The sequence below is a fragment of the Bradyrhizobium macuxiense genome, from assembly GCF_007993935.1.
Taxonomy (GTDB): domain Bacteria; phylum Pseudomonadota; class Alphaproteobacteria; order Rhizobiales; family Xanthobacteraceae; genus Bradyrhizobium; species Bradyrhizobium macuxiense_A.
The window spans coordinates 72,224-93,887 of sequence record NZ_VITY01000017.1; the positions used below are offsets into that span (position 1 = coordinate 72,224).

Annotated in this window: 18 protein-coding genes and 1 tRNA gene; 7 read left to right on the forward strand and 12 right to left on the reverse strand. The window is 65.8% G+C overall.

All coding sequences use genetic code 11. The features are described 5' to 3' along the window. Positions 1-27 precede the first annotated feature (27 nt). The gene (locus FBZ93_RS34250) at positions 28-996 is read right to left on the reverse strand and encodes a TAXI family TRAP transporter solute-binding subunit (protein ID WP_146991831.1); all 969 of its coding nucleotides are present in this window, start codon (positions 994-996) and stop codon (positions 28-30) included. A 119-nt stretch (positions 997-1,115) separates the two neighbouring features. On the opposite strand from FBZ93_RS34250, the gene FBZ93_RS34255 reads away from it, so the two are divergent. Both FBZ93_RS34255 and FBZ93_RS34260 read left to right on the forward strand, forming a co-directional pair. Continuing rightward, the gene (locus FBZ93_RS34255) at positions 1,116-2,084 is read left to right on the forward strand and encodes a Bug family tripartite tricarboxylate transporter substrate binding protein (RefSeq protein WP_246667769.1); all 969 of its coding nucleotides are present in this window, start codon (positions 1,116-1,118) and stop codon (positions 2,082-2,084) included. A gap of 110 nt (positions 2,085-2,194) precedes the next feature. Next, a tRNA-Ile gene (locus tag FBZ93_RS34260) sits at positions 2,195-2,270 on the forward strand. 221 nt (positions 2,271-2,491) lie between these two features. Here FBZ93_RS34260 and FBZ93_RS34265 read toward each other — a convergent pair. The 11 genes from FBZ93_RS34265 to FBZ93_RS34315 all read right to left on the reverse strand — a co-directional run bounded on the left by FBZ93_RS34265 (position 2,492) and on the right by FBZ93_RS34315 (position 15,354). Further along, a complete protein-coding gene (locus tag FBZ93_RS34265; RefSeq protein ID WP_146991833.1) occupies positions 2,492-3,298 on the reverse strand; it encodes a Crp/Fnr family transcriptional regulator in 807 nt (268 codons plus the stop codon). A gap of 537 nt (positions 3,299-3,835) precedes the next feature. Further along, on the reverse strand, positions 3,836-5,344 hold the full coding sequence (locus FBZ93_RS34270; protein ID WP_146991834.1) for a glycerol-3-phosphate dehydrogenase: 1,509 nt from the start codon (positions 5,342-5,344) through the stop codon (positions 3,836-3,838). Further along, complete coding sequence (locus FBZ93_RS34275) at positions 5,341-6,069, reverse strand: class II aldolase/adducin family protein (RefSeq protein WP_167529340.1); 729 nt, start codon at positions 6,067-6,069, stop codon at positions 5,341-5,343. The genes FBZ93_RS34270 and FBZ93_RS34275 overlap by 4 nt, the downstream gene beginning before the upstream one ends. A gap of 36 nt (positions 6,070-6,105) precedes the next feature. After that, positions 6,106-7,146 carry a 2-hydroxyacid dehydrogenase gene (locus tag FBZ93_RS34280; protein ID WP_146991836.1) on the reverse strand — a complete coding sequence of 347 codons (1,041 nt, stop codon included), beginning with the start codon at positions 7,144-7,146 and terminating at the stop codon, positions 6,106-6,108. Continuing rightward, on the reverse strand, positions 7,139-8,719 hold the full coding sequence (locus FBZ93_RS34285) for an FGGY-family carbohydrate kinase (RefSeq protein ID WP_146991837.1): 1,581 nt from the start codon (positions 8,717-8,719) through the stop codon (positions 7,139-7,141). The genes FBZ93_RS34280 and FBZ93_RS34285 overlap by 8 nt, the downstream gene beginning before the upstream one ends. A 2-nt stretch (positions 8,720-8,721) precedes the next feature. After that, entirely contained in the window at positions 8,722-9,837 is a 1,116-nt protein-coding gene (locus FBZ93_RS34290) for an ABC transporter ATP-binding protein (RefSeq protein ID WP_433995468.1), read from the reverse strand. A gap of 12 nt (positions 9,838-9,849) precedes the next feature. Continuing rightward, entirely contained in the window at positions 9,850-10,947 is a 1,098-nt protein-coding gene (locus FBZ93_RS34295) for an ABC transporter ATP-binding protein (protein WP_146991838.1), read from the reverse strand. Between the two features lie 4 nt (positions 10,948-10,951). After that, positions 10,952-11,809, reverse strand: a complete 858-nt coding sequence (locus FBZ93_RS34300) for a carbohydrate ABC transporter permease (RefSeq protein WP_074127298.1) — start codon at positions 11,807-11,809, stop codon at positions 10,952-10,954. Between the two features lie 14 nt (positions 11,810-11,823). Next, positions 11,824-12,753, reverse strand: a complete 930-nt coding sequence (locus FBZ93_RS34305) for a carbohydrate ABC transporter permease (protein WP_208764096.1) — start codon at positions 12,751-12,753, stop codon at positions 11,824-11,826. A 116-nt stretch (positions 12,754-12,869) separates the two neighbouring features. After that, positions 12,870-14,309: an extracellular solute-binding protein gene (locus FBZ93_RS34310; RefSeq protein WP_146991840.1), complete on the reverse strand. Its 1,440-nt coding sequence runs from the start codon at positions 14,307-14,309 to the stop codon at positions 12,870-12,872. A 28-nt stretch (positions 14,310-14,337) separates the two neighbouring features. Then, a complete protein-coding gene (locus FBZ93_RS34315) occupies positions 14,338-15,354 on the reverse strand; it encodes a sugar-binding transcriptional regulator (protein WP_146991841.1) in 1,017 nt (338 codons plus the stop codon). 134 nt (positions 15,355-15,488) lie between these two features. Here FBZ93_RS34315 and FBZ93_RS34320 point away from each other — a divergent pair, with 134 nt between their 5' ends. From FBZ93_RS34320 to FBZ93_RS34340, 5 genes are all read left to right on the forward strand, one after another. Further along, positions 15,489-16,769: an FGGY-family carbohydrate kinase gene (locus FBZ93_RS34320; protein ID WP_146991842.1), complete on the forward strand. Its 1,281-nt coding sequence runs from the start codon at positions 15,489-15,491 to the stop codon at positions 16,767-16,769. Further along, positions 16,766-17,635, forward strand: coding sequence for a TIGR01459 family HAD-type hydrolase (locus FBZ93_RS34325; protein WP_146991843.1), 870 nt, complete (start codon positions 16,766-16,768; stop codon positions 17,633-17,635). The genes FBZ93_RS34320 and FBZ93_RS34325 overlap by 4 nt, the downstream gene beginning before the upstream one ends. 8 nt (positions 17,636-17,643) lie before the next feature. Beyond that, positions 17,644-18,672, forward strand: a complete 1,029-nt coding sequence (locus FBZ93_RS34330) for a class II aldolase/adducin family protein (RefSeq protein ID WP_146991844.1) — start codon at positions 17,644-17,646, stop codon at positions 18,670-18,672. 224 nt (positions 18,673-18,896) lie between these two features. After that, positions 18,897-20,354, forward strand: coding sequence for an SLC13 family permease (locus FBZ93_RS34335; RefSeq protein ID WP_146991845.1), 1,458 nt, complete (start codon positions 18,897-18,899; stop codon positions 20,352-20,354). A 28-nt stretch (positions 20,355-20,382) separates the two neighbouring features. Then, positions 20,383-21,660 (forward strand): CaiB/BaiF CoA transferase family protein, encoded by a 1,278-nt coding sequence (locus tag FBZ93_RS34340; RefSeq protein ID WP_146991846.1) that lies wholly within the window; start codon positions 20,383-20,385, stop codon positions 21,658-21,660. Positions 21,661-21,664 lie beyond the last annotated feature (4 nt).

The following is a 21,664-nucleotide window of genomic DNA, read 5'->3' on the forward strand; positions in this document are numbered from 1 at the left end:
AGATCTTCCATTCGCCATTCGCCCTCTTCACTTTGCCACCCCGATCTCGCGGAAATATCTGAGCACGCCGGGGTGGATCAGATTGATGTCGGGTGCGGCGGCGACGGTGTTCGCCGCCGTGGTCTCGCAGGCCTGGGCGAGCTTCTTGCAAAAATCAGCCTCGACGCCGTGCAGCGTCTTCGCCAGCCGGTAGGCGACATCGTCGGGCAGGCTCTCGCGCACCAGGATGTAGCTCCAGGAGCCGACCGAAGAGATTGCTTCCGTCTGCTTCGGATAACTGCCGGCCGCGATCGTCAGCGGCTTCAGGAAAGTGTGCTTGGCGCGGATGCGCGCGATCTCGTCCGCGGTCGGTGCGATGAAGCGCGCGCCGGTCGCGCTCTCGGCCATCTTGCTGAAGCCGGGCCAGCCGATGCCGGCGCCCCACAGCGCCGCGGCGCGGCCGTCCTCGACCATCGCAGGACCATCACCGGCGCGATCGAGATAGATCGACTTGAAGTCCTCGTCCTGCTTCAGCCCGATGCCGTCGAGGATGTAGCGCGACAGGATCGGCAGGCCCGAGCCCTTGGCGCCGAACGCGACGGGCTGGCCGACCAGATCCTGGATCGTCTTGTAGCGACTGTCGGCGCGGACCACGAACATGCCGGGGCTCGAGTACATCGCGGTGAGGATATTCAGCTTGGTCGCCTTCGGCCGGCCGATGCCCATGAAGGCTTCATAGGACGGCTCGCCCGCAACGGTTGCGATGTCGACGCTGCCGGCCTCGAGCAGCGGAATGTTCTCGTTGGAGCCCTTGGTGTTGCGCGGCTCGATCGACAGCGTCGGATCGGCTGCGTTCATCACCTCGGCAAGCGCATTGCCATAGAGCGGAAAGCCGCCCCCCGGCGTCGCCGTGGCGAAACTGATCGTGGTTCTGGAAATGGTCTTGCTCCCCTCTTGCGCCGCCGCACCGCTCGCGAGCAGCAGCGCGCCGGCGCAGAACATAACAGCGAATTTCATCCCGGGCCTCAAGCATTGCACACGAGTCCAACTATCGTCGCACGGGCGGGGTCGTAGGCAAAGGCAGCGTTTTGTGAAACCATGACGGCAACAGTCACAAGAAAATGACGGGAGAGATGATGTTCCGGTTCGCACGTGCTGCCTTGCTCGGTTTGATTTGTTGCATTGCCTCGGTGGCGCCCTCGTCCGCGTCCGACTATCCGAACCGTCCGGTGCGCTGGATCATCGGGTTTGCCGCCGGCGGCCCGGTCGATATCGTCGCGCGTATCATGAGCCAGTGGCTGTCAGATCATTTCGGCCAGCAATTCGTGGTCGAAAACCGCACCGGCTCCGGCGGCAACATCGCAGCCGCCGCCGCGATCAACTCGCCGGCGGACGGTTACACGCTGCTGTTCGTCGCACCCAACAACGCGATCTCGACCTCGCTCTACAAGAAGCTGCCCTACGACTTCCTGCGCGACACCACCCCGGTCGCCAGCATCATGCAGCTCACCAACATGCTGGTGGTCTCGAATGCGATGCCGGTGAAGACGGTTCAGGAGTTCATCGACTATTGCAAGGCCAATCCGGGCAAGATCGCCTACGCCTCGTCCGGCTACGGCACCTCGGTGCACATGTCGGCCGAGCTGTTCAAGGCGATGACCAAGTGCGACATGCAGCATGTGCCGTATCGGGGATCGGCCATCGCCTTCCCCGACATCATCTCCAACAAGGTGCAGCTGATCTTCGACAATCTGCCGTCGGCGCTGGAGCAGTCGCGCGGCGGCAGCGTCCGCGCGCTCGGCGTGACCTCGCCGCAGCGCTGGCCCAGCGTGCCCGACGTGCCGGCGATCGCCGAAACGGTGCCAGGCTTCGAGGCGGTCGGCTTCTACGGCATCTCCGCGCCGAAGGGCACGCCGCCGGAGATCGTCGACGCGCTGAACAAGGCGGTCGGCGAGGCCCTGAAGGACCCCAAGCTCGTGGCGCGCCTCGCCGAGGCAGGCGGCATCCCGAAGCCGATGACCCCGGCCGAATTCGGCAAACTGGTGGCCGACGAGACCGAGAAATGGCGCAAGGTGGTGGAGTTCGCCGGCGTCTCGGTGGACTGAGGCGCGAATGGCCGTCATGGGCGGACCGGGGCGGCATTGCCGAAACCCGACGCAGCCTGTAAACGGAGCCCGCACCGTTGCCGGCCGCTCCCGCGGCCCGCAAGGCGGCGGGGCCTGTAGCTCAATGGTTAGAGCCGGCCGCTCATAACGGTCTGGTTGCAGGTTCGAGTCCTGCCGGGCCCACCAAGAGTATCAGTGCCGTACTGGGTCCTCGTTGCCCGTCGCGCGACGAACGCACCAGATACGTGTACTTTTCGTTCGTTCGCGAGGGCGTCAGACCAACTCGCAGGATGAGTCGATGCGACAGTACCTGGAAGATCCGCCATCCGGTTTGGCCGTCATAGACGGCTTTTTGACCTGACCGCGCGGAACGCCTGACGCTCGCCATTGCTCGTGCTGCTCCGCCGTCAGCTCGCGGAGGCGGCCTGCACCGCGATCTTGTTCTGCGCGATGATGGCTTCGGCCCGCGCGAGATTTTCCAGGAGGCGCTGGCTCGTCAAGACAAGGAAATAATAGCCGAACTGCGGGTTCTGGAAGTAGATCTCGAGCAGCTTTTCATAAGTGATGGTTAGAACGTGTCCGTCCTCGATACACTCGATGGTCGCGGTCCGGCGGTTGTCAGGCGTGAGGAAACCGAGTTCGCCCATCAGGCGGCCCGGCGGAACATCGACGTTGATTTCAATGACCCGGAATCTGCCGGTAACTGTCAGCAGCATTTCGTTGGCTGCGTCACCTTTCTTCATCAAGATTTCGCCCTTGCGGTACTTGCGCTGGGTCATGAACGGCTTGAGCCATTCCATCGACATGTCGCCCTGCGTTGCCGTGCGCGCTTTCTTCACCAGAGCGAGCATTTGATGAAGGCGGTAGGCGTTGATGGGAACCATCAGGAGATAAAGCAGAAACGTTGTGATGGCTCCAGTGAGCGCACCGAAGATGGCAAAGAATACGCAACCGATCATGTTGGCGACTCGGAGCGGGACCATGGTCTGCGTCAGAAGAGTGGCTACAAAGAAGGCCGCACCGACCAAAGCGAACATGTTTGCCAGGGTGATGTTGTGCAGAAAGATTTCCAGCAGGCGGCTGAAGATGGCGTTCCAAGTCACGTCATTGGGATCGAGACCGATCTGAATCAGAATCTTCGCGAACCTGAGGTTGTCGGTTGCCGCATCGAGAATGCGATCCAGTATGCTGGACACGTCTGCGCTGATCATCATTTGGTTTCGCCAAAAAAAAGTTGTGTAAGCCAATGCCGGCAGCGGCTATTCCGGATGAAGCCATTGCGCCCGTCAAGCCGAACGAAAGACTCGGCGAGCGGAGGTCGGTGAACGGGAATACCGCGACCATCCAGCCTCCTTCAAGCGGCACCGGAATCATCGCAGACATCACCGGGGCCGGGACGGCGCCACCCCATGCATCGCCAAATATACAGCAGGCGCGCAAGCTTGACCGGCAAGTCCAAGCTCCCTGCCATAGATTCTCGTTCCCATCCCCGACTTTTCCGTGACGAACATCACTCCGTGGACTATCCTCGGCGATAGGAGGCGACACGGAGCTGTCGCCCGCCTAACTGCAGCCGACCGGATATTGGGATCAGCGATGATCCAATCGATCCGGACCGATTCGATCGGCCAATCGTCTCCCTTTGCAAGAGGGGTGGGGATCACGACGAGCTTTCCGCTGCACCGGCACAAGAACGGACAGCCGGATCGACCGGCTAGATCGAAACAGGTCACCTTGATGCAGATGCCGTCCTAGATGTAGCTCTCGAACGCTAGCCGCTCCGTCGGCGTCAAATGCAGGCCGTGCTTGGTGCGCCGATCCAGGAAATCGGCAGGCAACTTGGCCCACTCCTTCGCGCGCAGATACGCCGCCTCGCATTCATAGAAGTCGCCGCCGAAATGCCGGCCCAGATCGGCCACGATGCGGGCCGCGCCCAGCAACTCGCGCGCGCGCGTCCCGTAGAGGCGGGCATAGTGATGGATCAGCTTTTGCGGCAGATCGGGATAGTCGCTCGCCAGCGCGCGGGAAAAATCATCGAAGCTGCCGCCAATGTCGCCGCCGGGCAGCGGCCGATCCGCGGTCCAGGCCGGCGACAGTTTTGGAAACCACGGCGCGAGGCGCTGCATCGCCTGCTCGGCGAGCCGGCGGTAGGTCGTGATCTTGCCGCCGAAGATCGAGAGCAGCGGCGGCGCGCCCTCCGCGCCGTGAACCTCGAACACATAGTCGCGTGTCACGGCCGACGGATTGTCGGCGTTGTCATCGTAGAGCGGCCGAACGCCGGAGAAGGCGTGCACGATCTCGCTCGGCTGCGGCGGCGTCCGGAAATAGCGTCGCAAGACCTGCAGCAGGTAGTCGGTCTCGTCCTCGCCGATCGCGACGTCCTCGGCACGGCCCTGATAGGGAATGTCTGTCGTGCCGATCAATGCGAGATCGTCCTCATAGGGATTGACGAAGATCACCCGGCGATCGGTATTTTGCAGCAGATAGGCCTGCGGCCCGTCCCAGAATTTCGGCACCACGATGTGACTGCCTTTCACCAGCCGCACGTTCTGGGCAGAGTTCAGCCCGGTCACGCCCTGGATGACATCCTGCACCCATGGCCCGGCGGCGTTGACCAGCGCGCGCGACCGCACGACCTGCTCCGTGCCGTCGTCGCCCCGCACTTCCAGCAGCCAGAGCTCGCCGTCGCGGCGCGCGCGCACCGCCCGCGTCCGCGGCAGGATGCGGGCGCCGTTCTGCGCGGCATCGATCAGGTTGAGGATCACCAGCCGGCTGTCATCGACCCAGCAATCCGAATATTCAAAACCACGCCGGAACTCCTGACGCAGCGGCGCGCCCTCCGGGGCCTGCGACAGATCCAGGCTGCGGCTCGCCGGCAGTTGCTTGCGGCCGCCGAGATGGTCGTAGAGCAGCAGCCCGGTGCGGACCAGCCAGGCCGGCCGCTGCTCCGGCGAATGCGGCAGCACGAAGCGCATCGGCCAGATGATGTGGGGCGCGGACGCCAGCAGCACCTCGCGCTCGATCAGCGCCTCGCGCACCAGACGGAACTCGTAATATTCGAGATAGCGCAAGCCCCCATGGATCAGCTTCCCCGAGCGCGACGAGGTGCCCTCGGCGAAATCATCCTTCTCGCAGAGCAGCACCTTCAATCCACGGCCGGCGGCGTCGCGGGCGATGCCGGCGCCGTTGATGCCGCCACCGATCACCGCGATATCGACCAGCCCATGATCCCTGCCTGCGACCGGCGCAGCGCCCGTCATCGTTTGCTGCTACGCCGTTTCTCGGCGCGGCGCGGCGCCGCCTTTGCCGTCGCACGGGCTTTGTTCGGCTTCGGCGACTGCAAGCCGTAGGTCGAGAAGCCCTTCGCGGTGTCGGCAATCTCCTCGTCCGACAGGATGATCCGCGAATCGAGCGCGAGCGAGAGGTAGTATTGCCGCGCGATGGTCTCGAGCTCGACCGCGAGCCACATCGCCTTGTCGAGATTGGCGCCGAGCGCGATCATGCCGTGGTTGGCGAGCAGGCAGCCATTGCGGCCCTCCAGCGCCGCGATCGCATGGTCGGACAATTCCTTGGTGCCGTAGCGCGCGTAGCCGGCGCAGCGGATGTCGGTGCCGCCGAACGCCGCCATCATATAGTGGCAAGCCGGGATCGGTTTACGCGCGATCGCGAGCACGGTCGCATAGGTTGAGTGGGTATGGACGATGGCGCCGACATCGGGCCGGGCGCGTGTGATATCAAGATGAAAGCGCCATTCGGTGGACGGCTGCAGCGGCCCTTCCCATGCGCCGTAGTCACCTTCGAGCGGCATCGACGCGATCATCTCCGGCTTCATCGAATCATAGGGGGTCGCCGACGGCGTGATCAGCATCCGGTCCTTGTAGCGGGCGGAGATGTTGCCTGATGTCCCCTGGTTGAGACCCGACGCATTCATCCATCGGCACTTGGCGATGATTGCCTCGCGCAATTGTCGTTCCTCACGGGTCATTCGGACTGCCTTTCTTCTTCAGCGCAGATTGCTTCTTCAGCACGGATTGCGTGGCGGCTCGCCGGCCAGGAAGCGGCGAACCTCTTCGGCCGCCTGCTCGGCGGCCACGGTGACGGTACGCACGGAGGCGCCGGCGATGTGCGGCGTCAGCGTGACGTTGGGGAGCTGCAACAGCGGCCAGTCTGCGGGGACGGGCTCGACCGCGAAGGTGTCGAGCATGGCGCCGCCGAGATGCCCCGATGCCAGCGCATCATGCAGCGCTTCGTAATCGACCAGCGGCCCGCGCGCGGTGTTGATCAGGAACGCGCCCTGCTTGATCCGCGCCAGCGCGTCGCGTCCGATGAAGCGAGTGGTCTCGGGCGTCACCCGCGCGTGCAGCGTGATGACGTCGGCGCGGCCGAGCAATTCACTGAGCGCGACATGCTCGACGCCGTCGTTGCGATCCTGGGCGCTGAGCTGGACATAGGGATCGGCGACCAGGATCCTGCAGCCGAACGCCTTCAGCAGCTTGGCCACGCGGCTGCCGATCGCGCCGTAGCCGACGATGCCGACCGTCATCTCGCCGAGCTCGCGCCCGGTACGGTCGGCGCGATAGAGATCGCCGCGCCATTCGCCGCCACGCAGCGCCTCATGACCGCTGCGGATCAGGCGTGTCTCGGCGAGAATGGCGCCGATCGTGAACTCCGCCACCGCGCTCGCATTGCGGCCGGGCGTGTTGACCACCAGCACGTTATGGTCGCGCGCCGCCTGCATGTCGATATTAACCGGCCCGCCCCGCGACACCGCGATGAATTTCAGCTTCGGCAGCCGCTCCAGCATCGACCGCGAGATCGGCGCCAGATGGGTGACCAGCAGCTCGGCATCGCCGATGAAGTCGACGATCTCGTCCGGCTGCCCCATGAATTCCTTCAGGCCATCGAGCTTCGAGCCAGCGTAGCCATGCTCCATCGGCTCGTCCGGCCAGGGTTGCTCCAGGGAACGGATGTCGACGCCATTGCCGCAGGCGGTCCGGATATGTTCGGCGAACATCGACGGCAGCATGAAGCGGTCACCGATAATGGCGATGGACTTAGGCATGGTCGCCTCCGGCGCGCAGCGCGGCGAGTTGCTTCCAGACCGGCCGCGACGCCAGCCTTGCATCGAGATAGGTCGGGAAGATGCTGGCATAGCGCTTCGCCAGCGCGGCGTCAGGCGATTGCGGGGCGCTCAGATGCGGCGTGACCCATTGCTCGGCGCAGGCGCGCATGTCGGGATGGGCATCGATCGCGACCGCGGCGATCATCGCCGCACCTGCCGCGCCGGCCTCGGCGCGGCTGCAGATCCGGACGTCGCAATCCAGCGCGGCGCCGAGGATGGCGCCGAGCGCACGGCTCTTCGCCGCGCCGCCGGTGATCCGGACATCACGCGGCAGCGACCCCATCGCGGCGTAGCAATCCCGCGCGGCGAAGGCCAGGCCCTCCATCACGCCGCGCATCAGGTCGCCATAGCGGTGGCGCGAGCGCAGGCCAAAGAATTGCGCGCTGGCCTCATGCGCGACGAACGGGCCACGCTCGCCGGCATCGGAAATAAACGGATGGAACAGCACCTCGCCGGGCTTGGCGCGCAGCACCTGATCGTCGAGCCGGCGGATCAGCTCAGCGCGCGTCCGCGTGACGCCTTCCGCCGCCAGCAAGTCGCAGGCGAGATCGAGCATCCAGTCGATGTTCAGCGTCGCCGCCATGTTGGACTGCATCTGGGCATAGTGACCCGGCACCGGGAACGGCATGGTGTAGCCGGTGGCCTCGCGGTTCAGCGTCACCGCGTCGGCGCTCGACACCAACCGCATATGCATGCCGGTCGAGCCAATGATGGTGCAGCCGACATCGGGCGACGGGTCATACAGCCCGGCTCCTAGCGCGTTGCAGATCACGTCGACATAGCCAAGGCAGACCGGCACACCTTCCGGCAGGCCGATCTCGATGGCGGCGGCCGCGGTCAGCGGATGTGTCGTGACCGCGCCGTCGACGACTTGCGGGAATAGATGCGTCAGGCCGTCGATCCCGATCAACCGCGCGGTCTCCGCATCGAAGCCGCGCTTGCGGAATTCGCCGCAGGAGAACGTGGCTTCGGACGGATCGGTGGCGCGCTCACCGGTGAGCAGGAAATAGAGCCAGTCCTTGCAATGGAACGCCGTCGTCGCCCGGGCGATCGCCTCAGGCAGGTGCGCCTGCAGCCACGCCAGTTGCGGCCCCTGCTGGCAGGCGTTGAGCCCGGAGCCGGTGCGGCGATAGAGCGGCGCGTTGCGCTCGCTGGCGCGGATCTGCTCGACCAGCCGGCCGGCGCGTGAGTCCAGCCACAGCAGCGCCGGCGCAACCGGCCGGCCGTCGTCGTCGATCAGCCAGGTGCCGTCGCCCTGCCCGGTCACCGCGATCGCCGCAATGCGTGCGGACAGATCAGGCACCGACTTCGCGAGCGCACGAATGACCGCGACCGTATCGGTCCAGGTCCGCGCCATGTCCTGCTCGACATGGCCGCCGGCCAGGCTGCTATACGCGTTCGGCCGCGAGACGTCGGCAAGCTGCTCGCCGGCCAGCGTGAACGCCACCGCCTTGATCAGCGAGGTGCCGGCATCGATGCCGATGATGACGTCGCGACTTGCGGAAGCGGCCATGGTCAGGACACCTCCGCATGGCGAATACAGGCCCCATTGCTGCCGAAGATATGCAGGTGACGCGGCTCCAGCGCGAACGGCACGATATCGCCCGGCCGCGCGGCGACGCGGCCCGGCGTCACCGCGATCAGCATGCGGCCGTTGCAATCGCCGGCGACATGCGACTGATCGCCGAGCCACTGGTTGGAGACGACCTTCACCCTGACGTCGCCGGTCCCGACCGCGATCTTCTGCGGACGAATGCCGATCCGCACCTGCGGCGTGCCGGCAAGCACCTTCGCCGCCTCGCTGTCCAGGCCGGCGCCGCCGATGTCGAAGCCCATCTCGGTTCCGACCGACAGGCGGAAGCCGCCATCCGACCGCGTCACGCTGGCGTCGAGCAGGTTCATCGGCGGCTCGCCGATGAAGCTCGCGACGAACAGATTGGCGGGCCGGCCCTTCAGCTCCTTCTCGCTGGCGAATTGCTGCAATATGCCGCCTTCCATCACGGCGATGCGGTCGGCCAGCGCGCTGGCTTCGGTCTGGTCGTGGGTGACGAAGATCGCGGTCATGCCGCGCTCGGCGAGCAGGCTCTTGATGCGGCCGCGCAGCACCGCGCGCAGCTGCGGCTCGAGCTGTCCCATCGGCTCGTCGAGCAGATAGAGATCGGCATCGCGCACCAGCGCCCGCGCCAGCGACACCCGTTGCTGCTGGCCGCCGGAGATGGCGCGCGGATAACTGTCGAGGATGTCCTCGATCTCGACCAGGCGGGCGATCTCGTCCACCCGACGCGCCACCTCGGCTCGCGGCAGCTGGGCGGATTTCAGCGCGAAGGCGATGTTCTCGCGGACCGTGAGCGGCGGATAGAGCGAATAGCCCTCGAAGGCCATCGCGACCTTGCGCCGCGCCGGCGGCAGCTCGTGGATCCGCCGCCCGCCGAGCGCGATCGATCCGGCCGAGACGTCCTCGAAGCCTGCGATCATGCGCAAGGTCGAGGTCTTGCCGCAGCCCGACGAGCCCAACAGCGCGACGATCTCGCCCTTCTCGACCGCCATGTCGAGCGCGCGCACCGCGTGCACCGGCTCTTTACCGCGGCTACGGTAGACCTTGTCGATGCCTCGAAGCTCGAGCATGTCCATGACCATCGGCTCCTATGCCGCCTTGAGCCGGGGCGAGGCCCCGATCCGCAGCCCGGTCGCGCGATCGAACAGCATCGCGGCATCGCTCGCGAAGCGGACGAAAACGCCATCGTCGGCCGCACCCTGCGGCGCATCCGGCGGCAGCGCCGCCAGCCACTCCGTTCCATCGGCGAGACGAAGCAGCAGCACCGCCTTCTCGTGCATTGGCGTGATCGCGAGGATGCGCGCCGGGATGGCGCCGTCGCTGGACGCGGATGAGACCGCGAGATCCTCCGGCCGGACGCCAAGCCAGCATGAACCGAGCGACGCTGTGCCATCGGCCGCAGCGAGCCGCATCCTGGCGCCGGCAACCTCGGCCGACAGCATGCCGTGCTCCGCGACTGGAGATACCTCGGCGAGATTGATGGTCGGATCGCCGAACAGCCGCGCGATCGCAACCGAGGCGGGCTGGGCATAGATGTCGGCAGGCGTCGCGACCTGCGCGAGCCTTCCATCGATCAGCACGGCGATGCGGTCGGCGATCGCCATCGCCTCGCGATAGTCCTGGGTCACGTAGAGCACGGCGGCGGTGCCACGCCGCAGCAGGTTCGGCAGCTCGAGCCGCATCTCGTAGCGCAGCTTGGCATCGACATTGCGCAGGGGATCATCGAGCAGCAGCACATCCGGATTGCCGATCAGCGCCCGGGCCAGCGCAGTGCGCTGCTTCTGCCCGTTCGACAATTCGCGCGGCGCGTGGCCGAGCACGTGCTCGATCTTGAGCAGCTTGCTGATCGCGGCAACACGTCTGGCAACTTCGTTGCCGCTGGCACGCAGGCCGCTTGCGATATTGTCGCGGGCGGTCATGTGCGGGAACAGGGCAAAATTCTGGAACGCCATGCCGATGCCGCGCCGCTCCGGCGGGGCGCCGACGACTGAGCGGCCGCCGATCAGGATGTCACCGTCGTCCGGCTCGAACATGCCCGCGATCATGCGCAACAATACGGTCTTGCCGCTGCCGGATGGACCAAACACGGCGACGATCTCGCCGGGCTCGACCGCCAGCGACAATCCGTCGGCGGGCCGCGCCGCACCGAATGCCTTGCTCACCGAATTGATTTCAAGACGCGCCATTGGATCAGCCCTTCACCGCGCCGAGCGACAGACCCTCGACCAGATAGCGCTGCGCATAGAGCGCGAGCAACAAGGTCGGCGTCACCGACAGCACGATCGCCGCCGCGATCTGACCGTATTGGATTCCCGACGCGGTGACGAAGGCGAGCGCGCCGACCGTCACCGGTTGCTTGTCGGCGGAGGCCAGGATCAGCGCGAAGACGAAATTGTTCCAGCAGAAGATGAACGACAGCAACCCCGCCGCGGCGATGCCCGGCCCTGCCAGCGGCACCGCGATGCGGGTGAAGGCCTCGCGCCAGGAATGCCCGGCGAGCCGGTAGGCATGCTCGATGTCAGGGCTGATATCCTCGAAATAGCCGCGCACGATCCACAGGATCAACGGCAGTGCGATCAGCTGATAGACCCAGACGATGCCGAAGTAGGTGTCGTTGAGGCCGAGCTCCTGGTAGTACAGCGACAGCGGCAGCAGCACGAGCAGCGGCGGCGCGAAGCGGAACGACAATAGCGTGAAGGCGATGCTCTCGCCGAGGCGGAATTTGAAGCGCGCGAAGGCGTAGGCCGCCGGCACGCCGAGCAGCAGCGCCAGCAGCACCGCCGCGCTCGACAGCACGACGCTGTTGAAGAGATTGCGCATGAAGGAGATCTGTAGATTGCCGGCCGCGGTGCGCAACTGGCCGGAGATCAGCGCCTCGTAGTTCGCAAACGTCGGCTCGAACAGGATCCGCGGCGGAATCCTCAAGATCTGTTCGTTGGTCTGGAACGACATCAGGAAGATCCAGACGATCGGAAACATGAAGAAGATCAGGATCAGCGTGAGCGCCACGCCGCGGAAGATGCGACCGGCAAGGCTGGAATGTTCCATCGCGCCGCTCCCCGTCACGCGTGGCCGTGCGCACGCGCGCGCAGCTGCAGCCAGTTCTTGATGAAGATGTTCGACAGGATGTTGGTGATCAGCCAGAGGATCATCAACAGCGCCGCCGACCTGCCGACATTGGTGTACTGGAAGAATTCCAGATAGGCCTGCACCTGGAACACCATCAGCCGGTCGCCCGGCCCGCCCTGTGTCATCGCGTAGATGATGTCGAACTGCTGGATCGAATCCAGCAGGCGGAACAGCGATGCCGTGATGATGTAGGGCGCCAGCATCGGCAAGGTGATGCGGAAGAAGACGAAGCTCGCCGGCACGCCGTCGAGCGCCGCGGCCTCGAACGGCTGCCGCGGCAGCGAGCGCAGGCCTGCCAGCAGCAGGATCATGATGAAGGGCGTGTAGACCCAGACGTCGACCAGCACCACCGTGAACAGCGCGCTCGATGGATCGGAGGCCCATTTGAAGTCGGTGACGCCGAACAGGCCGACCAGATAGGACAGGATGCCGAAGCTCGGATTGGTCATCAGCTTCCACATCAGCGCGGCGATCGCCGGCGCCGTCATCAGCGGCAGCAGCAGCATGATCGACACCGCATTATGGAAGCGGGTCGGCCGCCGCAGCAGCAGCGCGATGCCGAGCCCGAGCAGCAGCTCGAGCACGACCGTCACCGCGGTATAGGTGATCGAGATCCGGAACGTATTCCAGAACGCCGGATCGGACAGAAAGTCGATGTAGTTGCCGGCACCGATGAAGCCGCGCAGATAAGGCAGGTTCAGCCGGTAGCGCTGCAGCGAATACACCGCCGCGGTCACGAATGGAACCAGGATCGCCACGCAGACGAGCAGCGCCGGCAGGCTCAGCAGATAGGGCAAGAGGCGCACGCGCGGCCTTGGCTTGGCCGGCGCTGCCTGCGCGTTCGTCTGGAGAAGTTGGACCATGCTCATGATGATAGGAGATCGCGTTCCGCTGGCAAACGCCGCCGGCTCGGATGGGACAAGGCTCCGAGCCGGCGGATGGGTGCGGTGCGGGGATCAAGCACCGCACAGTAGACCCGTCAGCCGAGACCGGCCTGCTTGAGCTGGCGGTTGATGCTGTCAGCGAGCTTGTCGAGCCCTTCGTCGACGCTGACCTCCTTCGCCACCATCTTCTGCAGCGAGGCGGCCCATTCCGTCGTCAGGTCGAAGAACAGCGGCTGCGCCGTGAAGTAGATCTTGGCGCCGGGCGACGACATGTCGTGCTGCTCGAGATAGCCGGGATAGGATTTCGCGATGCGGTCGCGGAACTCGCTGTCCTTCCACACCGAGGTGCGCACCGGATTGACGAAGTCCATCTTGCGCGCGCCGAACAGATCATGCTCGACGGAAGCCGCCCACTGCATGAACAGCCATGCGGCGTCCTTCTGCTTGGAGAAGGTCGACATCGCGAGCGACCAGATCCAGACGTTCGGGGTCGGCGCCTTGGCAGCCGGATTGGCGGCGAACGGCGCGTAGCCGAGATGCCCCTTCTCCTTGTTGTCGCCGCCGTTCATGAAGTAGCCGAGGATGTCGGCGTCGAAGATCATGCCGGAGGCGCCGGCGCCGAGATCGGTGCCGACCTGGTACCAGGTGTAGGTCGACCAGTTCTTCGGGCCCGAGGTCTGGATCATCTTCACCCATTTGTCGTGGAAATCCTTGGAGGCCTTGGTGTTCATCGCGGCCTTCAGCTTGCCGCCCTCCATCACGAAGTCCTTCTGGCCGAAATTCGAATAGGCCGACAGGAAGCCCGGATGGATGGTCGCCCAGGAGCGCGAGCCGCGCACGCCGACGCCGTAGGGGCCGCCGGCGTCCTTGGTGATCTTGGCCGCGACCTCCAGCATCTCGTCGAGGTTCTTCGGCGGCTTGACGCCGACCTTGTCGAAGACGTTGCGGTTGTAGGTGATGTTGTTGAGCTCATAGCCCCACGGGATACACCACTGCTTGGCCTTGCCCGAGCCGAGCTCGGAGCCGGCGACGCCGTCCCATGCGGTGGAGGCGCGCAAGCCCGGCAGCACGTCGTCCCAGGCGAACGCCGGATTGGTCTTGGCGGGATCCTTGATGTAGGTGTTGAGATCCTCGATCCAGCCCGCCGGACCGTAGGTCCAGGTCATGTAGGCGCCGGTCATGAAGGCATCGTACTGGTCCGACTTCGACGACAGCGCCGCCGTCACCTTGTCGAAATAGACGTCCTCCGGGAAGATGTCGTAGGTGACGTTCATGCCGGTCAGCGACTTGAACGCCTCGATGTCGCCGATCATCGCATCGACATAAGGGTGCTTGTTGAGCAGCAGCTTGACGCTCTTGCCGCTCTGCGCCTTCCAGTTGAAGTCGGCGGCCATCGCCTTCGACATCGAGGAGGCGAAGGCGGCGTTTGCGGCAAGGCCCGCAATGCCGAGCTTGGCGGCGCCGTCGAGGAGATCGCGGCGGCTGATGCGTTTGGCAGCGTAGGAGTCGAACAGATTCTTCTCGCGATCGAACATGTATTTCCTCTCCTTGTTGACGCTTGTTTTATTTGTCCTTCCGGGTCTTGCTTCTTGTCTTGCCGGATGTGGTCTCCGGCTTGTCGGTGGCGAGCGCCTTCGCAGTCGCTTCGTCGATGATGAGGCCGTGCAGCACGCCGCTGCGCAGCACGCCGCGCAGTGCGGTCACCTTCGCCGGACCGCCGGCGATGGCGACGATGCGGTGCTTCCTGAGATCGGCCATGCTCATGGAGGTGGCGCGGGCCGACAGATCGGTGTCCAGCACCGTTCCGTCGGCGCTGAAGAAATGTCCGAGCAGATCGGCGCAGGCGCCGACCCGCTTCAGCTCGGCCACCTCGTCCGGCTTGATCATGCCGCTCGCCACCAGAAAGCCGTCATGGCTGACCTGGCCGATGCCGACGAACAGCAGCGAGGCCTGGCGCGCCAGCGCGAACACGTCCGCGATGCCGAATTGCTGCATCAGCACGGCGCGATCGGCGACCGAATTGGCGAACACCGGCACCGGCAACAGATAGGCTTCCGCGCCGGTGCGCTCGGCGAGGCGATGAATCACGTCGAACGGATTGGCGGCAAACTTCCGCGTCAGTCCGCCGAGCAGCGACACGAATTGCGCGTCACGCGCCGGCGTCTGCGGCATCTGCTCGACCACGGCGGCGAGCGTGCGGCCATGGCCGACGCCGATCACCTTGTCGTCGCCGCGCTCCAGGATCTGGCGCAGGAAGCTCGCGCCTTCCAGCGCGAGCGCCTTGAGCGGCAGATCGCTCTCGCCGAGATCAGGCGCGACGCGGCAGAACGCAAGGCCGAAGCGCTGCGTGAGATCGTTCTCCAGCGCGACGCATTCGGCGACCGGCCCCTCGACGAAGACGCGGATCATGCCCTCGCGGCTGGCGCGCGCGATCAGGCGGTGCGCCTTGGTGCTCTGGATGTTGAGACGGTCGGCGACCTCCGACTGGGTCAGCCCGGCCGCGAAATACAGCCACGCCGCGCGGGTCGCGAGCGACGCCTCGCCGTCGATCGTCGGCAGCCTGTCGGGCGGAGTGGCCATGTCCGGAAAAGTCCGCTTGCAAAATTCTTCACGTCCTGCAAAAAATTGCAGAGGCCGAACGGGGCGTCAATCCCCTAAACGTGCTGCAGCGCAACCAACGTCGACGCGCGGGCACGAGAGAGCGGTGAAGTCGGATGGGAGGTTTGTATCTCGGCATCGATGTCGGAACCGGCGGCGTCCGCGCCTGTGCAATCGATCCGCAGGCCGGCATTCGCGGCTTCGCTTCGATCGCGCTGCCTGCGCCGCGCGTCGACGGCAACGCCATCGACCAGACACCGGAACTCTGGTGGCAGGCCGCGATCGCCGCGATCCGCAAGCTCGGCGAGACTGTTCCTCTTGGCGATGTCACGCGCATCGTCGTCGACGGAACATCAGGCACGCTGCTGCTGGTTGACGCGGCCGGCCGCCCCTGCTCGCCGGGGCTGATGTACAACGACGCGCGCGCCACGCATGAGGCCGCGCGCGTGGCGGCGATCGCACCGCTTGAAAGCGGCGCGCATGGCGCGAGCAGCGCGCTCGCCAAGCTGCTCTATCTGCAGAACGACGGCTATGTCGGCGATGCGCGCCACGCGGTGCACCAGGCAGACTGGATCGCGGGACGGCTCGCGAACCATCATGGCATCAGCGATGAGAACAACGCGCTGAAGCTCGGCTACGACCCGGTCGCGCGCGCTTGGCCGTCCTGGCTCGATCAGCTCGGCGTGCGCGACGATCTGCTTCCCGAAGTGCTGGTGCCGGGAACGCCATTTTCCGAGATGGATCCGCAGATCGCGCGCTCGCTCGGGCTGCCCGCCACGGCGCACGTCGCGGCGGGCACCACCGATGGCGTTGCGGCCTTCATCGCGACGCGGGCCGACCAGCCGGGCGACGCCGTCACCTCGCTCGGCACCACGCTGGTGGTGAAGCAACTCGCGACCCAACCGATCTTCGCGGCCGATCAGGGCGTCTATTCGCACCGGCTCGGCGAACGCTGGCTCGCCGGCGGCGCCTCGAACTCCGGCGGCGCCGCACTGCTGCTGCATTTCACCGCCGACGAGATGGAGCGGCTGACACCGCAGGTGGAGCCTGATGCACCGACCGGGCTCGACTACTATCCGCTGCCAAAGCCCGGCGAGCGCTTCCCGATCGCGGATCCCGGGCTGGCCGCGCGGATCACGCCGCGCCCGGCGGAAGATTGCCGCTTCTTCCAGGGCCTGCTCGAAGGCATCGCCTCGGTCGAAGCCCTCGCCTACCGGCAGCTCGCGCGGCTCGGCGCACCGCGCCTGCGCCGCGTCATCGGGATCGGCGGCGGCGCGAAGAACGATGCATGGACCAGGATCAGACATCGCGTGCTCGGAGTTCCGGTCTCGGTCGCCGAGCAGACCGAAGCCAGCTACGGCGCCGCTCTGCTGGCGCTGAACGGAGGTCCGCCATGAAGGCCGATGCGACCGCGATCGCCGGCCTTCACCTCATCGCCGACCGCTTCGATCATGTGCTGCTCGACCAGTGGGGCACGCTGCACGAAGGATTGGCGGTGTTCCCTGCGGCGCTGGACTGCGTGGCGCGGTTGCGCGAGGCCGGCAAGCGGATCCTGATCCTCTCCAATTCCGGCAAGCGCGCCGGTAGCAACCAGCGGCGCCTCGCCACGCTCGGCCTGCCGCCGGAGGCGTATGATGGCGTGTTGTCATCGGGCGAGGTCACCTGGCGCGGCCTGCATGCGCGCGAGCAGGCGCCCTTCGCCGAGCTCGGACCCGCCTGCTTCCTGATCTCGCGCGACGGCGACCGCTCGATCGTCGACGGCACCGGCCTCACTGTCGCTTCGACCGTGTACGAGGCCGATTTCGTCCTGCTCGGCGGCCTTGACGATGATACGGCCGAGCCAGAACGCTGGCGTACGCTGCTGACGGCGGCCGCCGCGCGGCAACTGCCGATGCTGTGCGCCAATCCCGACCTCGTGATGTTCGGCGCCGCGGGCCTGATCCCTGCGCCCGGCGCGCTCGCCGCATTCTACCAATCGCTCGGCGGCACCGTGCTGTTCGTCGGCAAACCGTATCCGCCGATGTTCGCCGCCGCGCGCGATCAACTGGGACACCCACCGCCGGAACGGATCCTCGTGATCGGCGACTCCCTCGATCACGATATCGCCGGTGGCCGCGCCGCCGGCATGCTGACCCTCTTGATCGGCTCCGGCGCACACCGCGCGACGCTTGCGCAGGCGCGCGATCTGCCGCAGGCGGTCAAGACCGCCGCCGGCGCAGCGGCGCGGATGCCGCATTGGACCATGGACCATCTGACCTGGTGAGAGCCGAGATGCGACCGCCTCAAACGCTGAACGAACTGCGCCGCATGTCGGCACGCGTCGGTCGGAATATCCTGCTGGTGCAAGGCGCCGGCGGCAATTCGTCGGTCAAGGATGGTGACGTGCTGTGGGTCAAGGCGTCAGGCACCTGGCTCGCCGATGCCGAGGACAAGGACATTTTCGTGCCGGTCGCATTGTCGGCGGCGCGCGCGGCGCTGACCCAGGGCGACGAGCGCGTGCCGCTCGTGCCGAATGCCGGAACGACGCTGCGCGCCTCGATCGAGACCTCGCTGCATGCATTGATGCCGCACCGGATCGTGCTGCATGTCCATTCGGTCAACACCATCGCATGGGCGGTGCGCACCGACGCCCGCGACGAGTTTGCCCGGCGACTGGACGGCCTGGCCTGGCGCTATCTCGACTATCATCATCCGGGGCTGCCGCTGGCGCGCGCGGTCAGCGAGGCGATCGCGCAGGATGCCGTCGACGTCCTGATCCTCGGCAATCACGGCCTGGTGGTCGGCGCCGCCACCTGCGACGCGGCGGAGGCTTTGGTCGCCGAGGTCGAGCAACGCCTCGCACTGGAGCAGCGTCGCGCGCCGGCTGCGGATCATGGCGCGCTCCGGACCATCAGCGTCGGCACGACCTATCGCCTGCCGCGAGATCCGCGCAGCCACGACGTTGCCACCGACCGCTACAGCCGCGCGATCGCGACCGGCGGCTCGCTCTATCCTGATCACGTCGTCTTCCTAGGCCCTGCCCTGCCGGTCCTGGAGCATCACGAGAGTCTGAGCGTCATGACCGCGCAAATCATCGCGAACGGCTTGCCGCCGCCGGTTGCGCTTCTCATTCCGGATGTCGGCAGCCTCATCCGCGAGGACGCGAGCGACGGCGCCGAAGCCATGCTGAGCTGTCTCGCGCTGGTCACCTGCCGATTGCCCCTGACTGCACGGGTCAACTACCTGACGGCGGAGAATGAGCATGCGCTGCTGAACTGGGACGCCGAGCGCTATCGCCGGCAGCTCACTGCCGATCGCTGATCCACCGGCTAACGTCGTCCGTCAGGCTGACGTCGCCGCAACCAGGCGCCTGATTGCAAGGGCGGCGGCCTCGCCGGCCACGCACATTCCCGCCGGTTATCGTCTCCTGAAAACTTGCAATTGGACGCTGGTTCGACCCGCAGGCTACTCCCACCGCGAAGCATGGCCTCCAAATCCGTGATGGCACCGATCCATCGCCGCATGCTTCGACAGGGAGAAAACACGTGTCATCTCACGCTCACGCGGAGACCAGCGAAGGCGCGCCGCGATCGCTGGAGGCCACGCTGAAGGCAATCGGCGTTCCCGTCGCCCTTGTCGTCGCCACCGCCATCTGGTTCAGCCCGACCCCGGAGACGCTGTCCTTGCAGGGACACAAGGCACTGGCGCTGTTTGGCGGCATCTTCGTGCTCTATCTGACCGAGGCGATCCCATTGGCGATCGCCAGCCTGATGGTGGTGCCGCTCGCGGTGCTGAGCGGAACGGCGCCGCTTCGAACCGCGCTCGAGGGCTTTGCCGCCTCGCCCGTATATCTGATCGTCGGCGCCTTCATCCTCGCGACCGCCATGGTGAAGACCCGGCTTGCCGAGCGCATCACCTACATCATCCTGGCGCGGTTCGGCAGCGCGCCGACGCGGATCACGCTCGGCGTGACGCTGGTCAATATTGCGCTCGCCTTTCTCGTTCCGTCGTCGACCGCACGCACGGCAATCCTGCTGCCGGAATGCCTTAGCATCTTGACGATCTTCGGTGCGACAGCCCGCTCGCCATTCGCCATCAATCTGCTCCTGACCCTCACGATGACCAACGCGACGATCGGTGCCGGCGTGTTGACGGCGACGGTGCCAAATCCCGTCACGGTCGAGTTCGTCGCCAAGATGAGCGGCCACACCATCACCTATGCCGAATGGCTGCTCTACGGATTCCCGCCGGCGCTGGTGATGACCATGTTCACCTGGTGGGTCATCCAGCGCGTCTTTCCGCCGGAGTTCAAGGCCGGCCATGACCAGGCCGACGCCCGCATCTCGCAGAATCTCGCCGCGATGGGACGGATGTCGTCAGCCGAATGGCGCGCCCTGGCGGTGTTCGTGCTGGTGACCTGCCTGTGGGCGACGCAAGGTCTGACCGGGCTCGACACCACTGTGGTGTGCCTGATGGGAGCCTGCCTGCTGTTCCTGCCGCGCTTCGGCGTGATCGACTGGAGCGATGCCAACAAGGGTGTGTCCTGGCAGGTGCTGCTGATTGCCGGCGGCGGCGTGTCGCTCGGCGATATCCTTCTCAAGACCGGCGCCGCGAATTGGCTGGCGAATTCGATCTTCCATGCGCTTGGCCTCGCCGGTGCATCGGCGCTGGTCGTCATCGTGGTCGTGATGTTCATCGTGCAATTCATGCACATCATGTTCGTCGGCACGACCGCCATGGCGACTGCGCTGTTGCCGATCATCCTGGCGATGGCAACGACCGCGGGCGTCAATCCGGTCGCGCTGGCGCTGCCGGCCGGCATGATCATCGGCGGCTACCCGCTGCTGATGTTCTACAACACGCTGCCGAACATCCTCGTCTACGGCACCGGCCGGCTGCGCGTCGAGGATTTCCCGCGGGTCGGCGTCATCGTCTGCATCGCCGCCTGCCTGCTCTATGCCCTGTGCGCCGCGACCTGGTGGCACTGGCTCGGGCTGGTCTGATCAATCAAGCATCATCCGGAGAACACCTATGACACTGCCCCTCGCCGGCATTCGTACCCTCGACCTTTCGAACGTGCTTGCCGGGCCGTTCTGCGGCTATCAGCTCGCACGCCTCGGCGCCGAGGTCATCAAGGTCGAAAATCCAAAGGGCGGCGATCTCGCGCGGCGGCTCGGCGCCGATCCGGCGATGGCGAAGAACCTGATGGGCCTGTCGTTCGTCGCCGTGAACGCGGACAAGCAGTCCGTCGCGATCGATTTCAAGGCCGACGAAGGCAAGGAGATCTTCCTGCGCCTCGTCGAAACCGCCGACGTGGTGCTGGAGAATTTCCGGCCGAAGGTCATGGAGCGGCTGGGGCTCGGCTATGAGGTGCTCGCCAAGCGCAACCCGCGCATCATCTATTGCGCGATCTCGGGCTTCGGCCAGGACGGCCCATGGGCCGGTCGGCCGGCCTACGATCAGATCGTTCAAGGGCTTTCCGGCGTCATGAGCGTCACCGGCGATGCCGAAACCGCACCGCTGCGCACCGGCTTTCCGATCGCCGACACCATTGCGGGCCTCACCGCATCCTTTGCGATCACGGCCGCCCTCGTCGAACAGCGACAGACCGGGCGCGGACGGAAGATCGACGTCTCGCTGCTCGAATCGACTCTGGCCGCGATGGGTTGGGTCGTATCCAACCACCTCAACGGCAATGTCGATCCGCAGCCGATCGGCAACGAGAATTTCACGGCGGCTCCCTCCGGCACGTTCGCGACGGGCTGCGGACCGCTCAACATTGCGGCCAACGAACAGAAGCAGTTCGAAGCGCTTTGCGACATCGTCGGAAGGCCGGAGCTGAAGACCGATCCGCTGTTTCGCGAGCGGCAGTCACGCAAGGATTACCGCGTCGCCTTGAAGCGCGAGCTCGAGGTCGCTCTCGCCGCCAAGTCTGCCGCCGAATGGGAAACGCTGTTCAACGCCAAGGGCGTGCCGGCCGGATGCGTTCTGAGCGTGCCGCAGGTGCTGAACGAGGCGCAGATCGTCGGCCGTAAGTTCGTCGAGAGCCTGAAGGCTGAGGTCTCCGGCGGCCAGACGATGCGGGTCACCCGCCCGGGCTTCCGGCTCGAGACCGACTATCCGGAACCATCGCCGCCGCCGAGCCTCGGTCAGGACACCGAGAAATGGCTCGGACAGCTCGGCTTCACACGCGACGAGATCCGAGCGCTCGGCGAGCGCGGCGTCGTCGCCTTCGACAACCGGCCGACCGTGAAGGAGACCGTCAAGATGCCGGACCTGAAGGCGCGCGCCGAGACGTCAAGCACTTAAGACG